Annotated in this window: 15 protein-coding genes and 3 pseudogenes; 7 read left to right on the top strand and 11 right to left on the bottom strand. The window is 64.1% G+C overall.

Annotated elements, in window-relative coordinates:
- The gene (locus AABQ55_RS30455; RefSeq protein ID WP_272808468.1) at nucleotides 1–1,326 is read right to left on the bottom strand and encodes an NAD(P)H-dependent oxidoreductase; all 1,326 of its coding nucleotides are present in this window, start codon (nucleotides 1,324–1,326) and stop codon (nucleotides 1–3) included.
- A 310-nt stretch (nucleotides 1,327–1,636) separates the two neighbouring features.
- Complete coding sequence (locus AABQ55_RS30450; protein WP_272808467.1) at nucleotides 1,637–2,599, bottom strand: sugar-binding transcriptional regulator; 963 nt, start codon at nucleotides 2,597–2,599, stop codon at nucleotides 1,637–1,639.
- Between the two features lie 279 nt (nucleotides 2,600–2,878).
- Here AABQ55_RS30450 and AABQ55_RS30445 point away from each other — a divergent pair, with 279 nt between their 5' ends.
- The 3 genes and pseudogenes from AABQ55_RS30445 to AABQ55_RS30435 all read left to right on the top strand — a co-directional run.
- Entirely contained in the window at nucleotides 2,879–3,526 is a 648-nt protein-coding gene (locus AABQ55_RS30445) for a hypothetical protein (protein WP_272808466.1), read from the top strand.
- Complete coding sequence (locus AABQ55_RS30440; RefSeq protein ID WP_272808465.1) at nucleotides 3,519–4,106, top strand: hypothetical protein; 588 nt, start codon at nucleotides 3,519–3,521, stop codon at nucleotides 4,104–4,106. Before AABQ55_RS30445 ends, AABQ55_RS30440 begins: the two co-directional genes overlap by 8 nt.
- Before the next feature lie 2 nt (nucleotides 4,107–4,108).
- Nucleotides 4,109–4,222 (top strand): annotated as a pseudogene (locus AABQ55_RS30435) (iron chelate uptake ABC transporter family permease subunit); the annotation flags it as partial.
- Between the two features lie 80 nt (nucleotides 4,223–4,302).
- Here the strand turns inward: AABQ55_RS30435 and AABQ55_RS30430 are convergent.
- Both AABQ55_RS30430 and AABQ55_RS30425 read right to left on the bottom strand, forming a co-directional pair.
- Nucleotides 4,303–4,431 (bottom strand): annotated as a pseudogene (locus AABQ55_RS30430) (4Fe-4S dicluster domain-containing protein); the annotation flags it as partial.
- A gap of 50 nt (nucleotides 4,432–4,481) precedes the next feature.
- A pseudogene (locus tag AABQ55_RS30425) lies at nucleotides 4,482–5,166 on the bottom strand (DUF1403 family protein); the annotation flags it as partial.
- On the opposite strand from AABQ55_RS30425, the gene AABQ55_RS30420 reads away from it, so the two are divergent.
- Nucleotides 5,140–5,529, top strand: coding sequence for a hypothetical protein (locus tag AABQ55_RS30420; protein WP_336314406.1), 390 nt, complete (start codon nucleotides 5,140–5,142; stop codon nucleotides 5,527–5,529). The pseudogene AABQ55_RS30425 and the gene AABQ55_RS30420 overlap by 27 nt on opposite strands.
- Before the next feature lie 380 nt (nucleotides 5,530–5,909).
- On the opposite strand, the gene repC is transcribed toward AABQ55_RS30420, so the two are convergent.
- The 6 genes from repC to AABQ55_RS30390 all read right to left on the bottom strand — a co-directional run bounded on the left by repC (nucleotide 5,910) and on the right by AABQ55_RS30390 (nucleotide 12,880).
- Nucleotides 5,910–7,124 carry a plasmid replication protein RepC gene (repC, locus tag AABQ55_RS30415; RefSeq protein ID WP_272808463.1) on the bottom strand — a complete coding sequence of 405 codons (1,215 nt, stop codon included), beginning with the start codon at nucleotides 7,122–7,124 and terminating at the stop codon, nucleotides 5,910–5,912.
- 149 nt (nucleotides 7,125–7,273) lie between these two features.
- Nucleotides 7,274–8,290: a plasmid partitioning protein RepB gene (gene repB, locus AABQ55_RS30410; protein ID WP_272808462.1), complete on the bottom strand. Its 1,017-nt coding sequence runs from the start codon at nucleotides 8,288–8,290 to the stop codon at nucleotides 7,274–7,276.
- 3 nt (nucleotides 8,291–8,293) lie between these two features.
- Complete coding sequence (gene repA, locus AABQ55_RS30405; protein ID WP_272808461.1) at nucleotides 8,294–9,493, bottom strand: plasmid partitioning protein RepA; 1,200 nt, start codon at nucleotides 9,491–9,493, stop codon at nucleotides 8,294–8,296.
- A gap of 336 nt (nucleotides 9,494–9,829) precedes the next feature.
- Nucleotides 9,830–10,951, bottom strand: coding sequence for a PLP-dependent cysteine synthase family protein (locus AABQ55_RS30400; protein WP_272808761.1), 1,122 nt, complete (start codon nucleotides 10,949–10,951; stop codon nucleotides 9,830–9,832).
- Nucleotides 10,952–11,090: 139 nt separating this feature from the next.
- Nucleotides 11,091–12,359, bottom strand: a complete 1,269-nt coding sequence (locus AABQ55_RS30395) for a M20 family metallo-hydrolase (protein WP_272808760.1) — start codon at nucleotides 12,357–12,359, stop codon at nucleotides 11,091–11,093.
- The gene (locus AABQ55_RS30390) at nucleotides 12,356–12,880 is read right to left on the bottom strand and encodes an L-2-amino-thiazoline-4-carboxylic acid hydrolase (protein WP_443021265.1); all 525 of its coding nucleotides are present in this window, start codon (nucleotides 12,878–12,880) and stop codon (nucleotides 12,356–12,358) included. The genes AABQ55_RS30395 and AABQ55_RS30390 overlap by 4 nt, the downstream gene beginning before the upstream one ends.
- 471 nt (nucleotides 12,881–13,351) lie before the next feature.
- Between AABQ55_RS30390 and AABQ55_RS30385 the strand changes: the two genes are divergently transcribed.
- The 3 genes from AABQ55_RS30385 to AABQ55_RS30375 all read left to right on the top strand — a co-directional run bounded on the left by AABQ55_RS30385 (nucleotide 13,352) and on the right by AABQ55_RS30375 (nucleotide 16,275).
- A complete protein-coding gene (locus AABQ55_RS30385; RefSeq protein ID WP_272808758.1) occupies nucleotides 13,352–14,218 on the top strand; it encodes a LysR family transcriptional regulator in 867 nt (288 codons plus the stop codon).
- A 113-nt stretch (nucleotides 14,219–14,331) separates the two neighbouring features.
- Nucleotides 14,332–15,735 (top strand): aminotransferase-like domain-containing protein, encoded by a 1,404-nt coding sequence (locus tag AABQ55_RS30380; protein ID WP_272808757.1) that lies wholly within the window; start codon nucleotides 14,332–14,334, stop codon nucleotides 15,733–15,735.
- Nucleotides 15,736–15,888: 153 nt separating this feature from the next.
- Entirely contained in the window at nucleotides 15,889–16,275 is a 387-nt protein-coding gene (locus AABQ55_RS30375) for a DUF983 domain-containing protein (protein WP_272808756.1), read from the top strand.
- Between the two features lie 14 nt (nucleotides 16,276–16,289).
- Here AABQ55_RS30375 and AABQ55_RS30370 read toward each other — a convergent pair whose 3' ends face one another.
- Nucleotides 16,290–17,213 (bottom strand): LysR family transcriptional regulator, encoded by a 924-nt coding sequence (locus AABQ55_RS30370; RefSeq protein ID WP_272808755.1) that lies wholly within the window; start codon nucleotides 17,211–17,213, stop codon nucleotides 16,290–16,292.
- Nucleotides 17,214–17,348 lie beyond the last annotated feature (135 nt).

Below are 17,348 nucleotides of genomic sequence, written 5' to 3'. Positions count from 1 at the left end.
TCAAGCCTCCTTGCCGTAGACGAGCGCATCCTGCCGGGCGCGGAGCGCCGCGATGCGCGAGCCCGGCGCCACGGAGGCGTTCTGGTAGGTGATGAGGTCGCCCTTGCGGATCGGCGCGGTGACGACTCCGCCCTGCAGCAGGCCGCAGGGAATGGCGTTCGCGCCGCGGGCTTCCGGCGCGGTCATGATCCAGGCGCGGTAGCAATATTCGCCGATGGCATCGAGGCTTTCGCCGGGGGCCATGTCCTTCTTGGCGACCGCGCAAACCTCCGCAACGGGCTTTGAGAGTGGCACCATGTCCGGCTTGCCGTAGAGCACCACGCGGGCGCAGGTGAGCGGCACCTCGAGCGAGGTGAGATGGTAGGGCCGGTGGAAGGTGAAGTACGGGCCCTTGCCCATCTTCAGGTCCTCCATGCGCTCGGAAATGCGCGGATGCGACATGTCGGCAACGACGAACACGCCTGGCGCGACGCCCTTGCCGATGGAGTAGTCGACGACACCGACCTTCGAAAGGACGCCCCCGTCCTTCTGCGGAACAAGGGTTGAGGAGAGCTGGTCGAGCGTGGCCGCCGGGCCGTGCATGCCGGGCTTGTCGGGCACGAGGCCGGTCGCATTGGCGATCGCCGCCATCTCGACCATGGTCTTCGAACCATCGACGAATTCGACCAGCATGCGGACATTCATGTTCCGGCGGTCCGCCTCCTCGGCATACCCGTCCGGCGTCGCGTCGACATTCAGCGGATTGTTCTTGCCCTTGCCGGCGGCGACGATGGTATGGCCCATCGCCGTCACGAATTCGATCAGCTCCATGCAGGAGGACGGTTCGTCGCCCGCGCCGAGCGAATAGGTCACGCCGAGGCGCTCGGCCTCGCTCTTGAGATAAGCGCCGATGGTGACGTCCGCCTCCACGTTCATCATCACCAGATGCTTGCCGTGCTCCATCGCCGACAGGCCGATCTCCGCACCGACGGCCGGCACGCCCGTCGCGTCGATCACCACGTCGATCAGGCCGCTGTTGAGGATCGCGCCGGAATCCGAGGTGATCGCGACCTTGCCCTGCTCCATGGCCGCGTTGAGCTCGTCGGCGCCGGAAGCGTCGCGGTGATGGCCCTGCGAACGGTAGGCGATATCCACCGCGCCGCGGGCGCGGGCGACATTGAGGTCGCAGATCGCACCGATCTCGATGCCCGGCATGTGGGCGACGCGCGTGACGATGTCGGTGCCCATCTCGCCGCTGCCGATGAGGCCGATCCGGATTGGCTTGCCGGTATCCGCGCGCGCCAGCAGATCGCGCGCAAGACCCGTGGGTGCGACATTAATGGACATTCCATTCCTCCCGATTGACTTTGCTCTCATGTACTGCACATTTGTGATGCTGTCAATATTAATGTTCTGAATATAGCGGCAGACGAAGAGCTGCTCCGCATTGCCAGCTCCCGGAAATTTCTCTATTTATTCAACGTGAATCCACATAGGTGGCGCTTCCGGCAACGATGTAACTCCGGGACGGTCCTCTCAAATTCGTTTGCACAAGGCTGATTTTATATTTCTTTTTGTTCAAGCTGCGATACAAAAAATCGGCGCGTCCGGGAAGGCCGCGCCGGCTTGGGGATTTACAGGGTCGGATCGGAACGGCCTATCCCGCCAGCAGGGCGCTGGCCGTCTGCTCGTCCGTGATGAGGGTGGTCGGCGCGACGGTGCGCAGCGCGGCGCGAATGGCGACGCGCTTTTCCCTGCCGCCGGAGACGAGGATGCGCTCCGGCGTCCGCCGCAGGCGCGGCAGCGCGACGGAGATCACCCGCTGGTTCACCTCGTGATCGAGCACGTTCCCCTCGGCATCGATGAAATTATAAAGGACGTCGCCGACGGCGCCGGCCTCGACCAGAGACCGGCGGTCGGCCTCCGTAAGGTAGCCGGTGCGATAGCTGGTGGTGAGATTCGCGATCCCGCCGACGGAGAGCAGCGCCACGTCGAGCTTGTCCGCCATCTCGAAGATCGCCGCAAGGCCGCACCGTTCCAGCAGGGCATGCTTGGTCTCCGGGCTGTCGACAACGGCGGGCGCGGGCACGAGATAGCCCTCACCGCGGAAGAGCTCGGCGAACTGCCAGGCGAATTCCGCCGGGTTGAAGCGCCGCGCGGCGGAGATGCCGCCGAGCAGCGAGATCACGCGGAATTCCTCGAGCGCGCCGCCGGTAATGAAAGGAAGCGTGTTGTAGAGGGTCGTTCCCCAGCCCACCCCGACGCTCATGCCGGGCGCCATCAAGCCGGCGATATGCGCGCCCGCCGCAGCGGCGATCACCTGTGCAGGATCGCCGTCCTCCTCCGCGAAGGGCGCGATGACCACCCGGCGGATGTCGAAAGCCGCCTCGAGGGCCCGCTCGAGCGCGACGAGCTCGGAAAGCGGGGATGTGATCGAAATCCGCACCTCGTTTCGCCGCCGCGCCTCCGCGAGCATGCGCACGACCATGACGCGGTTGATGCCGAGACGGTTGGCGATCTCGTTCTGGGTGTGGCCCTCCACATGATAAAGCCAGGCGACGCGCGCGCGCAGCCGGTCGGCCTCGCTCTGCACAACCGGTCCGCCGACGATCTGGTTCATGTCACCTCCATGACGGCGGGGATCCAATAATTCAACCTACAAGGCCCGCAGACACCATGCCAAGCCGCTAGCCATTCGCGGGTTTTTCCGCACCCAACGATGCACATTATGCATTTCAATACCACGATTGTTCTGATTAGTTCAACGCAGAACGCCGTTGTAAATGCCTTGACACCACAGCGCTCTCAAACATATGATCTTATTTGTATAATTTTGTTCATTCTCAATGCGGCAAACGCCTTTCAACCGGCTTGAACGGCGGCGAAAAGGTAAACCTCCATGGATCAGACGCGATCGCCCTTTTCCGACATCCCGCCGCTTCGCGCCGCGTTTCGCAGCGTGAAGAACGCGCTGCGCGACAAGCATGGCCGGCTGGAAGCGGAAGTGGCGACCACGCTGCCCGGCCCGCTATCCCGTCCGGCACTCCACATGCTGCGTCACATCACGACTGTGGCGAGCGGCATCGACGGGCTTCTGTCGGGCGTCGCCGACCGCGTGTTCGGCGACGATCCGCACCGCGGCGGAACATATGCGCCGCACAGGCAGGCACCCTCGCAGGCCGAGGCGGAAGCGGCCTCTCCGCTCTCCCTCACCGCGCTACGTCTTGGCGTCGCGGAGCCTTCCAGGCTGCTCGCATTGGCCACTCCGGCCTTCGCCGCGCAAGGCGAAGCGATCGATGCGGATCGGGCATCGGCGATCCTTCTTGGCCTTCTCGATCGTGTCGGCGAACCCAAGGAGCGGCTTGCACTTTTCTCGGCCCTTTTGGCGAAGCTTGCGGCCTGCAGGCAGGTCGCCCTGCCGGAGACGCTTGCGGAGAGTGCGGCCGACCTCTGCACCGCGCTTGAGAGCGAGCTCCTTGCCGCGCTTACGGCCGGGGACCCGGACCGGACGGCGCTTCTGCTCGAGAAGTATGCCGCCCATGTTTGACCTTGTCGAACTCGTCGCGACGTTGCCGCCGTCGAACCAGCCGTTGCGGCAGGCCGTGCGCCAGCTGCACTGGTTCCGCGCCGCCTTTGAGGCGACTGCGCGCCACTGCGGCGAGGCGATGGGCTGCACATTCGCCGTCGACGAGCACAAGCTCGCCGGTATCTTCGTTCGCTGGCTGAAGTCGATCGAACTGCAGAAACCCAGCACGCGTTCGGAGCGCGAGGAATTCTTCAATTTCGTGCCGTCGCTCGTGCTGCGCGAACTCATCGGCGACATGCCGCTAAAGGCGCTTTGCCCGCCCGACAACGTCGCCAGCAATCCACCAGCGGAATTCTGGCCGGAAGGCTATGCCTGTACGATGTTCTGTCTTGCCGTACATGCCAAGGCGCTGGACGAGGAATTTCATACCCGTCGCGAAATCGACCGCATGGTCGACGACCTGCGCAGTTGGTACTCGTTCAAGGAAAACGCCGCTGAAGACACGACGTTCGCCGCAGGCTTCTTCCAGAAGCTACTGGGGCATGAGCCAAACTGGACCATGCCGGCCACGTTCCGCGCCCGCAACCGTGCGCCGCAATAGCGCCGCGGGTGGCTCTGGCTTTGCTCCTGGAAGGCGCGCTGGGAATGAGTGGAGCGATCTTCCAGTCGCTGACCCGCAATCCGCCGGGCTCACCCGATATCACCGGTCTTGCGGCAGCTCCCATTAGATCTCATCTTGTTCGACCCTTAGCGGGCGACCGGGAAGAGTTCTATTCCGACCCCAGATAGACCGAATCCTGCAGGTGGATCGGCTGGTCTTCCTCGTGGTTGGTGTTCGACAGGAACACCGAGGAGAGACGGCCGAAGGTGAGTACGTCGTCCGGTTTGGGATAGTCAATCTTGCTGTGCTTGGCCGCCGGCTCGACGCCCAGCGTGAGAGAGTGCTGACGGGCGCCGACGCCGCGACGGCATTCTCGCCGAGCAGTTTTTCGATGACCGCATCTGCGCCCTTGGTCCGGACTTTTGGTGCGGCAGCGAGTAACGTCTCGGCACGGCGCGCAATCTCGCCGGCGGTGCGCAGGGCCGCGCTTGTTCCCTCGACCAGGGCGAGGCAGACGGCATGGGCAAAGGCCGGCTCGCCCGGGCGCACGCGGCCCTGCCTCCAAGCGTCTTAAGGGCCGGCCCATACCGCTCGCCCATCAGCAGCGGCACGGCAAAATCCCATTTCAGTAGGGCGGCGATCAGCATATCGGCCAGCGCCCAGGCGAGTAGTTCGGCATCCGGGCGTGCAGCATAGATGGTGCTCACCAGATTCGCCGCGGCGATCGGCGCTGGGCGGCCGGATTGCAGCGCATCGTCCGCGAGGTCGACGCCCGCAGTCAGCCGATCATCCCAGCCCAGCCCCAACAGATCAGCAAGCTCAGCCACCGCCTTCGAGGAAAAGGCGGGTTTTCGGGCGCAAACCCTTTTGTAGGCGAAAAACATCTTTCCGGCCGGGCCGGGATCGTCACCGGCGGCGGTGAGCAAAAGCGCAACGCGGCCTCGTCCTCGCTGCGCCCCATCAGCCGGACCGCGACGGCGGCATATTTGAGGGCCTGGCGAGCGCGCCAGCAGCCCGCCCAGGCGGGGGTAGAGTGGACAAGATCGTCCAGCGATTTCACGGCGATGCCGTCGGCGAAGGCGACAAGCGCGTTCGGTTCGCGGCCGCGTGGCAGCCGGGCAAGGCAGCGGAGAGAACCAGGGCGGAAACGGGCGAGGTGACGGGCGAATCCATAACCGGCATCCTAGACCAAATGTGCGGGTTATATCAGTGTTTGGCGCATAACCGCACAGATTGTCTTTCCTATATAATGATGAATAAGCTTGCCTTATCGCTCATTGTGGTCATTATTGAGAAAAGAGCCGAATCGATGCCGAAAACAGCGAGTTCCCTCCCGAAACGCGCCTGCGCTGCCATACGGCCCGCCAGCCGCAGCCGTCGCTGCAACACACTTGCACTTGCTATCCCGCCCTCCTCACCTTGAGGACTCCAGCCGGAAGGTACAGTCTCACCGGCAGAATGCCTCGTGATGTTGTTATAACGTCCTGACTGCCTCCACCGGCGTCGTCTCACTTAGGAGTGCGCTTCGGAGTTCAAGAAGTGGCGACACGGCCGTACGAACTTTGACTTCCGCCTGCGGAGGCGAGCGTAAAAGGATCCGGCTGGGTCACATCCGATGGCCGGGTCTGCACGCGGTAGGCCTCGTGACGGTATCAAGACCGAAACTATTCTCCGCCACGGCTAACCTTTCCTCCCGCCACCAGATCATCACAATGGAAGCTGCCCGTATCCTGGTGCAGACGGGCGCCCAGCAAGCAAGAGCACTCGGCTGAACAGGGGGTCTGCAGCCGAAAAAGCTAACGATCAGCCCGTGCGTTTCTCCGCTGCGCCATTCGCCCGCAATGCCGCCATCAGCATCGGGCCAAGCCCGAATTCGCCGCGCGCGGCTTTTCGTGTCAGGTCGCGCAGGTAACCGCCGGCGGAGTTGATGTGCCCTGCCCGCTCGAGGATACAGGCCATTGCCACCGCCGCGTTCTCCGGTCCCATGATCTCGCATGCCTCCTGGTAGGCCGAAGGGCTGACGCCCAGCATCGAACGGACCGTCACGGCCGCCGACAGCAGGTCGCGCCAATGCGTGATGCGACCATCCGGGGCATAGTCGCAAATCTGGGGGCAAGCCTTCAGCACCATCGCCAGTGGGAAGGCCTTCGGCTGCACCGCAACCGGTTTCACCTCTTGTCTCGGCATCTCGCCCTGCTCGTTTTTAGAGCTAGGTTCAAATTCATGGATGGAGTCGGGTTTTGAATTCTGTATATGCTGTCCATATTGGACAGCATTGCCGTTCATTTTTTCTGTTTTTACCTGCATTTCCAGACGGTTGATGATCTCCTCGCGCAGCAGCTCCATTTCTTCCAGCACGGCGTCGACCTGGTCGCGCCGCGGCAGGCGCGGAAGCCGGGTGATCAGGGCGAGATAAAGGTCCTCGATCGCCGCCCAATCGCCGTCGGCCCCCTCTTCCATCGCCGCGGAAATCAACTTGCGCACGTCGCGCCGGCACAGCGTCAGGGCCTCCCTGGCGCGCTTGAAACGCAGCTTCTCCTCGGCCACCTGTTGAGCGATCCCCGCCAGTTCGGCCGCACGGGCAAGCAGTGGCGCCAGGTTGAAGCCGAAAGCCTCCTCGATCTCCCCTCCCCTGTTGCGATGGGCATATCGCTTGCCGTTCGGGCTGTCGCGGCGCTGGATCAGCCCGGCATCGACCAGGGCCGCCAGATGGCGCCGCAGCGTCGTTCCGGCAATGCCATGCGCACGGATGGCCAATTGGGCGTTCGAGGGAAAGACCACCAGACCGCGCGCGTCGGAGAGATCCGGCTCGGGATAAAAGCTCAGCAGTGCGTGAAGCACAGCCAGCGCGCGATCCTGAAGCCCGAAGATATCCTTCGCCTCGCAGACATCCCGGAAGACCTTCCACTTGTCGACCGCCTTGTTCGGGTTGCGGCCGGCCGTCTCCAGCTGGCCCTTCACCAGGGCAAGCGTCATCGGCCGCCGCCCGAAGGGCGTCGTCACATTTCCATTTCGCATTTTCCTTCACCTCTCTTCAGGCAAAAGAAATCCGCTCACCAAACGGTGCCAAAGACTCTTGACTAGGATTCGTGGAAATGCGATTCTTGATCTTGCTAGAAATCAGGAGAAGGCTTCCACGGCTTTGGTCGTTTGGGGGCCTTTTTCTTTTACGGTTCAAGCTCCTCGTTTTCCTTCAGGAATTCCTCGTAGAGCCGGTCAAGCCGCTTCTCGACGAAAGCACCGAACTTCGGCACGGCAGCCTTGTTGAAATTCAAGGTGAGCTGCCCTTCGGTCTCCGTGACCTTCACGGCCCTGGAACCGTCCGCGCGCCACTCCCCGCTTCTGGGCTTCGGCTTTGCCGCCCGCAGCTGTTCGAAGAGATGCTCGAAGCGGCCATCGGAAGACAGCGCCTTGAATTCATCGGCATGAATGAGTTTCAATGCCCTGGCTTTCTTCAGGGCATTGTCGAGCAGGTCGGCCACCTCGGCCCATCGCGTGCGGCCAAAGCTCGGCGCCGGGCCGATCGCCTCGATCAGCGCATCGGGAAGCCGGCTCGCCAGGGCGATCATCCGCGACAGGGCGGCCTTGTCCACGCCGAGCGACGACATGATGATGTCGCGTGAAAAACCGCGCCGCTCGAGGCGAAGGGCAAAGAATGTCCGCTCGATATAGGAAAGATCGGTACGGGCGTTGTTTTCCTGCCCCTGGCTGACGACGAGCTGCTCATCCGTGAGTGGCCGGATGACCGCCTTGATCGCTCCACCGATCTTGCGGATGGCGGCAAGCCGCCGATGGCCATAGGCGACTTGGTAGCGACCCTCGGCATCCGGATGGGGGCGGACCAGGATCGGGACCTGCTGGCCGTGTTCACGGATCTGCCCGACAAGGCTGTTGAGACCTTCGGGATCGATCTCGAGCCTGTCCGGCACGAAGGAACTGTCGATGAGGGACGGATCCAGCTCGACGACGGTCTGGCCATGGGCGAGCTGCTTTTCGAGGTCGGCCGCGCGCTGCGCCTTTTCCGAGATGCTGCCCAGGGACTGCGAGAAGGCACCGACCGGACCGGAGCGCCGCAGGGGCCGTTCGAGATTGGCCAGCGGACGGATGTCGGCCAGCGAGCCGGTTTCGGCGCCTGCGCCTGCCGGTGCATCAGTGTCCGCGCCGAAGATGTTCTTTCTGGCCATCGCTTACTTCCGCCCCCAGGTCTGCTTGACGAGCTCTTCGATCTCCGTGTTCACCGCGGTCAGGGATTCGAGGGCGCGATCATAGGTTCCGCGCGTGAACTGCGCCCGGTCGATCTCATAGAGGGTCTGCTTGGTCAGCCCCGCGTCGGAAATCGCTGTCGACTTCAGCATCGCGTTGGAAAGAACGCGGTTGCCGAAAATCGAGCGCATGAAGCCGGCCATCTGGGCCTGCGGCCCGTCATTCGGCTCGAAGCGGGTGACCAGATACCGCATCCAGTCGTAGTTCATCGCCCCGCCGGCATTCTCCACGACCTGCAGCAGGTCACCGGTCATCTGGAGGAACTGGCTCATCGACATGACGTCGAGCATCTGTGGGTGGACGGTGATCAGCACGGCGGTCGCGGCGCAGAGGGCGGACAGGGTAAGGAAACCGAGCTGCGGCGGGCAGTCGATCACCACGACGTCGTAGGCGCTCTCGATATCCGCAAGGCATTCGCCGATGCGCGCGAAGAACATGGAATTGGTATCTGTGCGCGCCATCAGCGCCTTCGGCGTCTCATGCTCGAACTCCATGAGCTCGAGATTGCCGGGAATGATATGGAGGTTGGGCGTGTAGGTCGCCCGGACGATCTCGGTCACGTCGCGGCGGGCGTCGTCATACCGGATGGCGCCATAGAGCGTCTCGTTGTCGCCGACATCCAGTTCCGGCTGGTGGCCGAATAGCGCCGACAGCGAAGCCTGCGGATCGAGGTCGATCGCCAGCGTGCGATAGCCGCGAAGGGCGAGGAACTGTGCGAGATGGGCGGAGGTCGTGGTCTTGCCGCTGCCGCCCTTGAAGTTCATCACGGAGATGACCTGCAGCTTTTCGCCATCACGCCGATGCCGGATATATTTGCGCGGCCCCTTCCCGCCTTCGTCGAGAAGCTTGCGCAAAGCCTCGATATCGTCGACGGAATAGGTGCGGCGCCCGTTGGCGGACGGCTCCGGCCCGTGGCCTTCCGCCACGATCTGGCGCAGATAGCCCTGGTGGATTCCGATGAACTCGGCAGCCTCGGCCGAGGAGAAATGCCGGATGCTCTTCCTGGCGGTCGGCGGAAAGCTCCGCTGCTGATGGGCCTGGAGCTGGCGCATCAGTTCTTCTGCGTCAGAGACGATCAGCGAACGCAGATTTCCGCTCTGGTCGGTCGCGGCTTGTTTCAACATCGTGGCCCCGGATTTAACTTCTGCGCTTTTTCTTCTAAAATCGATGAATAAGCGCTGATGAAGCTAGTCCGATTCCCCGAGTCGGGCAAACCCTTTTTGGATAGGACTGCGGCGGCGCCCACAGGGCTCAAGTTGTACATGTACAACCGCGTCGGCGGCTTTACACTTCCGCCCTGCCCCGCCGGACCTCACATCCGCCATTGCCCAATCACGGCGTCGACTCAACGGCACATACCGAAGTCCCGCAGTTGTACATGTACAACGCCCGCCAACTCAATCGAAGCGGCCGACGAGTCGCGCGGCAGCCGGAATGCGGCGCGACTCGTCTTTACGCAATCAGGGCGCCCTAAACGATCCTGTGTCGAGGAATGTCTCGATCGTCTCGCACCACGGGGCGATGTCGATGCCGTTTTTCGCCAGCCAGTCCGGATTGAAATAGGTGCTGGAATAGCGGTCGCCGCTGTCGCAGATGAGAGTGACGAGGGAGCCTTCGCGCCCTTCCCTCATCAGGCTGTCGGCGATGGAGAGCAGGCCGAAGAAGTTCGTGCCAGTCGAGGCGCCCACCCGGCGGAACAGTCGATCGGAGAGAACATGCGCCGCGGCGATGGAGGCGGCGTCCGGCACCTTGATCATGTGGTCGATGACCGTGGGAATGAAGGATGGCTCGACGCGCGGCCGCCCGACCCCTTCGATGCGCGACGGCGCGGTGCAGGTAACCTGCATGTCGCTCGCCTTCCAGGCGTCGTAGAACACCGAATGCTCGACGTCCGTCACGCATAGCCGCGTCGACAGGTTGCGGTAGCGGATGTAGCGGCCGATCGTCGCCGACGTGCCGCCGGTTCCAGCGCCCATGATCACCCAGCTCGGCACCGGATGGGCTTCCCGTTCCATCTGGCCGAAGATGCTCTCGGCGATGTTGTTGTTGCCCCGCCAATCGGTGGCCCGTTCGGCATTGGTGAACTGGTCGAGATAGTGGCCGCCGGTCTCCGCCGCGATGCGTGCTGCGGTTTCATAGACCTCCGACGGGCTGTCGACGAAGGCGCAGCGGCCGCCGAAACGTTCGATGACGTCGATCTTCGTCCGGCTGGTGCTACGCGGCATGACGGCAATGAACGGAAGTTCGAGCAGATTGGCGAAATAGGCCTCGGACACCGCGGTCGATCCCGACGAGGCCTCGACCAGGGTTGTGCCCTTGCTGATCCTTCCGTTGCAGATGCCGTAGAGGAACAGCGAGCGGGCGAGCCGATGCTTCAGGCTTCCAGTCGGGTGCGTGCTCTCATCCTTGAGATAGATGGCTATGCCCTTCAACCCCTTGAACACCGGATTGACCAGATGCGTATCAGCCGAACGGCGCGCATCGCCCTCCAGGATGCCGATCGCATTGCGCGCCCAGGCCCGGTCGGCACAGTCGAGAGAGGGGACGGCTTCCGTCTGGAACCGGGTCGAATTCGTGTTCATGTGTCAATCCTTCGCAAGGCGTTGCCCACGTCGATCGTTCCTGCACGAAGCTGGATTCGTGCAGGCGGCTCGGACGGGGTAGGGGGGACGTGGTGCTATCAGCACGCTCTTCCAGGTCCGGAAGAACGGCAGACATCCTTCAGGTCCGCGCCCGTCTTGATAGCAAAAGTTCATCGGCGCGCAAAACACTTCGCAGCAGGACATTCGCGCCGTCGGCGCATTGCTGCGGAGAGGAGAATTCGCGCGCATTGTGCGACAGCCCATCGCGCGAGGGTATGAAAACCATCGCCGTCGGCACCTGGCCGGCAAGATGTGCCGCGTCATGACCCGCACCCGACACGATGTCCATAGCCGGGAGGGCTAGGTCCGCCGCGGCTTGCGCGACCACACCGCGCAACGTCGCATCGAAGGCGACCGGAGCCTTGCGCCATACGGCGGAGACCGCCGCCCCGGACACCAGCCGGGCCACCTCGTCGCGGATACCAGCCTCCAACGCCATAAGACCCACTTCGTCCGGGTGCCGCAGGTCCACTTCGAGGCAGACCTCGCCCGGAACGACATTTCGGGAATTCGGGGCGACATGGACATATCCCACCGTGCCGACGCCCGGGGGATGTTTCAGGGCGACGGCCTCGACGGCCTGGATGACCTTCGCAGCCGAAACCAGCGCATCCTGGCGCAAGGTCATCGGAAAGGCCCCCGCATGCGCCTCCGTACCCTTGATGCGGATGTCCAGCCAGCGGAGCCCCTGCACGCCCGTGACGATGCCGATGGCGCGCCCGGCCGCTTCCAGCACAGGCCCCTGCTCGATATGCAGTTCCAGATAAGCCGCCATCGGCAAATGCCCGGGCGGATGCTCGCCCCTGTAGCCGATCGCTTCTAGCGCCTCTCCCAGCGAGATACCATCCTTGTCGGTGCGGGCGGACATGACATCAAGCGCATGGACGCCGCAGAACACTCCGGATCCCATCATGGCTGGGGCGAAACGGGAGCCCTCCTCATTGGTCCAGTTGACCACGGTGAAAGGATGCGCCAGCCGCCGGCCGGATGCGCACAGGATGCGGAGGATTTCAACGCCGGCCAGCACGCCGAGAATGCCGTCGAAGCGACCGCCAGCCGGCTGGGTGTCGAGATGGCTTCCGACGGCAATGGAGGGGAGACAAGGATCCGTACCGGGATAGGTCGCGAACATGTTGCCGATGCGATCGACCTCGACCGTACAGCCAAGCGCCCGGCATTCCGCCTCGAACCAGCGGCGCACGTCGCCATCGGCCACGCTGCCGGCAAGGCGGTTCATGCCGGTCTCGCCGGCAGCGCCGAAGCGCGCGGTCGCGAGGATATCGGACCATAACCGCTCCGCATCGACGAGAAGCGGGGGCAGGGCGGCGGGTGACGGGATGGCGTTCATTCTCCCTGCCCCTGCGCATTCGCATGGAAACGGTATTTGAAGTCGCAGTGGGAGGCTCCCTCCATCACCGTCTGGCTGCGCTCCAGCGTGATGCGCGGATCATAGCCCGTACAGAAGACACCGTCCCGGTTGCACGACAGGAGGTGCCCGATATGGCCGAGACCCATTTCCCGATAGGTCTCGGCGTAGCGACAGCGCTTGACGTTATAGTGGAATTCCGCATCGGTCGCCTTCGTGACCTCGATCACCAGGGCATCATCCTGCGTCCAGAGATCCTGCAGCTCTTGGAAGGTGCGCAGCGTCGTGCCGCCGGGGGTCTTCGCGGCGAAGGCCTGCCCGGCCTTGATCGCGGCCTGCCGGATGGCGGCATCGAGAATGGCCTCCGCCTTTTCCACGCCGATCTGCCGGCACATTTCCTCGTAGATCGGCGCGATGATGCCGGCCTCGATCCTGCGCCTGGCGAGGATGCCGATCTCGCCATCCATGGCGGCCCGGAAATCATTGCTTTCGCTTGTCGTCATCATGGTGATCCTTCTGATTGGGACGTGGATTTGCCGCTATGCCGCCCAAAGACGGCCAGCACGGGGGAGGGGGCGTTGCGCCCCGCCTTTCGAAGCGCATCCCAGGCAAGCGCCGGATTGCGGGCGGCGACCGGCTTGCCCGTCGCCGCGCGGCGGCAGCGGCAGTTAACGGTCCGGGGCAGGGCCTCGGCCATGGCCGCAAGGCTTCGCCGGCGCCAGGTCCCGCACCATCGGGACGCGGCTGGAATAGACCACGACGCCGGGCAGCGGCAGAAAACGCCGTATTTCCCGCTTGACCACCGTATCATTCGCCGGCACGAGGAGACCGACCGCCGCCGGTTTGTCTGTTTCATCCGCCACGTCGGCATCTCCACCGCTGCTTCGTCGGCCGCATTGATGACTGCAAAGGTTAATCGACGGAAGCGATGTTTCGTCATGGATTAAGCGATAATCTTCATATATTCTTTTTCCATGGACACCTCTCTTCTCCAGTGCTTCCTCACGGTGGCGGACACCCAGAGCTTTTCGGCGGCGGCAGAACGGCTGAACATCACGCAGTCGACCGTCAGCCACAAGATCGCCCGACTCGAGAGCCACCTCGGCAAACAGGTGTTCGAGCGCACCACCCGCTCCTGCGTGCTGACCTCCGACGGGCGGGAGCTGATCGCCCACGCCAGGCGCGTGGTGCAATCGATCGAGGAGATGGAGCAAAGCTTCAAGCCCGATCTTCTCAGCGGCACGCTGGTGGTCGGCGTTCCCGACGACCATTACCTCTTCGTTCCGCTCACCGTGGCGCTGAAGAATTTCATGCGTGAAAAGCCGCGGGTTGGCGTGGAGATCCGGGGCGGACTGTCGAGCGACCTACTGCGGGACCTGCGCCAGCGTAACATCGACCTCGCCGTCATCCGCGCCGTACCCGCAATGCAGGACGGCGACGTACTATGCACGGAGAACCTCGTCTGGATCACCGCCCCCAACTGGGTGCCTCCGCCGGATGGCACCGTGCCGCTGGCGCTGGTTCGCGGGCCTTGCGCCTATCGCGGCGCGGCAATTTCCGCCCTGGAGCAAAACGGCATGCGCTGGAAATGCGTGGTGACCTGCACCAGCCTGCAAGGCGTCTTCTCCGTCGTGCGTGCCGGCCTGGCGGTGGCCGTGGTGACCGAGGGCGATATCGGCAGCGGCATCCGCGCAGCTCCCACAGGCGGCCCGCTGCCGCCACTTCCCGCTTCCTCCCTCAGCATCCGCTACGCCGACAGGCAGCCGACCCTCGCCGCCCGCGCGCTTGCCCGCACCATGGCCGACGTCCTCACGCAGAAGGCCGCCGTCCCTGCCGGCTGACATTCGTCAATCCGACTTCTCCAGCATTGCGACGCTTTGTCCGCACCCGCGGGATGACAGGCCGGCATACAGGCAATATACCGTCAATCTGTATTGGCTTGGAACCCGCAGGCATGAAGAACTGGCATCCTGATCTCGGCCGCAGCAGCAGCCCCCTCTACATGGCGATCGCCGACCTGATCGAGATGGACCTGCGCGGCGGGCAGCTCTCGGCCGGCGACAAACTGCCGACGCACCGGGACCTTGCCCGGCGGCTCGCCATCGACGTCACAACCGTCGCCCGCGGCTATCTCGAAGCGCAGAAGCGCGGGCTCGTGCAGTCGCATGTCGGCCGCGGCACCTTCGTGACGGGCAGCACGGGCGCGGCGCGCGGCACCTTCACCGTGGACGCATCGCCCGACAGCCGCCGCGCCGCCATGGTCGATCCCTCCATGAACATGCCGCCGGAACCGGACGACCTGGCCCTGCTTGCCCGCATGCGCGAGGGCCTTTCCGCGCTCGCCGCCGATCTCGTTCCCCTGCTGCGCTACCAGAGTTTCGGCGGCGCGGCCATGGACAAGGAGGCCGCCGCGCTTTGGCTCGGCCGGCGCGGCCTCACGCCGCCGCAGGAACGCATCTTCGTGGCGCCCGGCGCCCATCCCGCGCTGCTGGCGATCTTCGGCATGCTTACCAAGCCGGGCGATACCGTGCTTGCCGAAACCATCACCTATCCGGGCATGCGCTCGATCGCGGCGCAGCTGCGCCTGCGGCTTGTCGGCCTGCCGGTGGACGATCACGGCGTCCTGCCGGATGCCTTCGCGGATGCCTGCGAACGCGAAAAGCCGAAGGCGATCTATCTCAATCCGACGCTGCAGAATCCGTTGACGCTGACCATGCCCGCCGACCGGCGCGCGGCGATCGCCGCCGTGGCGCAGACATACCGCCTGCCGATCGTCGAGGACGATGCCTATGGCTTCATTCCGGCAGATGGCCCCGCGCCGCTTGCCGCCCTCGCGCCACAGCTCACATGGTATATCGGCGGCCTGTCGAAATGCATCGGTGCGGGCCTGCGCCTTGCCTATGTGGCCGCGCCCGACGACAGCCGGGCCCTCTGGTCCTTCGCCGGAGCCATGCGGGCGGGCAATGTCATGGCCTCGCCCCTGACGACGGCGCTCGCCACACGCTGGATCGAGGATGGCACGGCCGACGCCATTCTCGGATTCCTCCGCACGGAGGCGCCGGCCCGCCAGGCACTGGCCGCCAGCCTCCTGCCCGCCGGCTACCGCGGCGATCCCTTGAGCTTCAACATCTGGCTGCCGCTGCCGCAGGGCTGGACACGATCCACCTTCGGCACCCACATGCGGGCCTGCGGCCTCGGCGTGATGGCCAGCGATGCCTTTGCGGTCGACGGCACGCCGCCCGAGGCCGTGCGGGTCAGTCTCGGCGGCCCGGTAACACGGCCGCAGCTTCAGACCGCCCTCGAATTCATGGCGCATGCGCTCGAAGGGCCGCCGGAAATGGCCGGCTCCTTCTTCTGATTTCACACGTCTCCCGATTGAATGAACTCGCCCCGCCGGCGGCAGGCGCCCGCGCGCCTGCGTCAGTATGTCTGATCGACATATTGACAGTATAATTACATCTATATGAACGCATAAAATGATCGGATTGAATGGATAAGGAAAGATGCAGCCATGAATGAGACCTATCCTCAACTGCCGCCCATGCAGACCGGCATCCGGGGCCGTTGCCCACGTTGCGGCCAGGGCCATCTCTTCAAGGGGTTCCTGACCCTGGCGCCCAAATGCGAGGCCTGCGGTCTCGACTACTCCTTCGCCGACCCGGCCGATGGCCCTGCCTTTTTCGTCATCTGCTTTGCCTGCGTGCCGAGCGTGCTGCTCGCCGTCTGGCTGGAGATCGCCTTCAGCGCCTCGCTGCTGACGCAGGTGCTGGTCACCGGGCCCTTCATGCTGTTGACCTGCATTCCCCCGCTGCGGCCGCTCAAGGGATGGCTGGTCGCGAGCCAATATTTCTACAAGGCCGAAGAGGGCAAGGTCGTCCGACGACAGGCAGGCACGTAACACGCGGGGAGGGGCTACCAGGTAACGTTCGACAGGCGCAGCCAGGGCGGGTTCTCCGCATACATTTCGCGGATCAGCCCCTTGATCTCCTCGATCCGGCCCGAGCCGTCGTTCCGCCGGTAGCTCATGATGACGGGCGAGGTCGCCCGCTCGTCGGAAAGCACGCGGTAGCAGACATCGTCCATGCGCTGGCGCTGGGCCGCCGCGGGCAGGATACACACGCCGATGGCGGCGGCGACAAGGCCGAGCGCCGTCTGGATTTCCCGCACCTCCTCGACAGTGCCCGGTTCGACATTGAGATCGGCGCAGAGGGCCAGCACCTCGTCGGCAAAGCTCGGCCGCGGCTTGGAGGGATAAATCACCAGCGTCTCGCCGGCGACCTCGCTCAATGCAACAGGCTCCGACGACAGCGATTTCGGGTGCTCCCTGGGAAAGGCGACGACCAACCGCTCCTCCCGCAGCGTGATCCGCTCGATATCCGGATCGCTGAGCCGCACGCGGCCGAAACCGAGATCGATGCGCCCGTCCTTCAGCGCCGCGATCTGCTCCACCGACATCATCTCGCGGATCTCGATGCCGAGCGCCGGCCAGCGGGCCCGCATGCGGCGCACCAGATCCGGGATGCCGCTGTAGAGCGTCGAACCGACACAGCCGATGATGAAGATCTCCCGGCGCGAGGCGGCGATGCGCCGCGTCTGCTCGCGCACATGATCGATGCGGGAAAGGATCTGCCGCGCCTGATCATAGAAGAAGCGGCCCGCATCGGTAAGCGCCAGCGGGCGGATGGACCGATCGATCAGGGTGACCCCGAGTGTTTCCTCCAGTTGCTGGATCTGCCGGCTGAGCGGCGGCTGGGCGATGTGCAACAGTTCCGCAGCCCTCGAGAAATTGCGTTCGCGGGCGACGGCGACGAAGTAGCGAAGTTGGCGCAGCTCCATGGCACTATACCTTCCCGGTATCGAAATCGACCACGATAGTCTTGGACGCTTTGCGCCTCCAAAGCTAGCCTTGCAGCAAGAATTTCGCAGGAGCTTCTGTGCAGGCCCGATTTGCGGCCGGAAACCCGGCCGGCA

Source organism: Shinella sp. WSD5-1 (assembly GCF_963942435.1).
In the GTDB taxonomy this organism is placed as follows: Bacteria; Pseudomonadota; Alphaproteobacteria; order Rhizobiales; family Rhizobiaceae; genus Shinella; species Shinella yambaruensis.
Note: the sequence above shows the minus strand (reverse complement) of the source record. Positions and strands in the feature narration are given on the sequence as shown.

Coding starts and splice junctions, on each gene's coding strand:
- AABQ55_RS30380 (WP_272808757.1), top strand. CDS start 14,332: ATGAAGAACTGGCATCCTGATCTCGGCCGCAGCAGCAGCCCCCTCTAC.
- AABQ55_RS30450 (WP_272808467.1), bottom strand. CDS start 2,599: ATGAACCAGATCGTCGGCGGACCGGTTGTGCAGAGCGAGGCCGACCGG.
- repA (WP_272808461.1), bottom strand. CDS start 9,493: ATGTTGAAACAAGCCGCGACCGACCAGAGCGGAAATCTGCGTTCGCTG.
- AABQ55_RS30400 (WP_272808761.1), bottom strand. CDS start 10,951: ATGAACACGAATTCGACCCGGTTCCAGACGGAAGCCGTCCCCTCTCTC.
- AABQ55_RS30390 (WP_443021265.1), bottom strand. CDS start 12,880: ATGACGACAAGCGAAAGCAATGATTTCCGGGCCGCCATGGATGGCGAG.
- AABQ55_RS30370 (WP_272808755.1), bottom strand. CDS start 17,213: ATGGAGCTGCGCCAACTTCGCTACTTCGTCGCCGTCGCCCGCGAACGC.
- AABQ55_RS30375 (WP_272808756.1), top strand. CDS start 15,889: ATGAATGAGACCTATCCTCAACTGCCGCCCATGCAGACCGGCATCCGG.
- AABQ55_RS30395 (WP_272808760.1), bottom strand. CDS start 12,359: ATGAACGCCATCCCGTCACCCGCCGCCCTGCCCCCGCTTCTCGTCGAT.
- AABQ55_RS30455 (WP_272808468.1), bottom strand. CDS start 1,326: ATGTCCATTAATGTCGCACCCACGGGTCTTGCGCGCGATCTGCTGGCG.
- AABQ55_RS30445 (WP_272808466.1), top strand. CDS start 2,879: ATGGATCAGACGCGATCGCCCTTTTCCGACATCCCGCCGCTTCGCGCC.
- AABQ55_RS30440 (WP_272808465.1), top strand. CDS start 3,519: ATGTTTGACCTTGTCGAACTCGTCGCGACGTTGCCGCCGTCGAACCAG.
- repC (WP_272808463.1), bottom strand. CDS start 7,124: ATGCGAAATGGAAATGTGACGACGCCCTTCGGGCGGCGGCCGATGACG.
- AABQ55_RS30385 (WP_272808758.1), top strand. CDS start 13,352: ATGGACACCTCTCTTCTCCAGTGCTTCCTCACGGTGGCGGACACCCAG.
- repB (WP_272808462.1), bottom strand. CDS start 8,290: ATGGCCAGAAAGAACATCTTCGGCGCGGACACTGATGCACCGGCAGGC.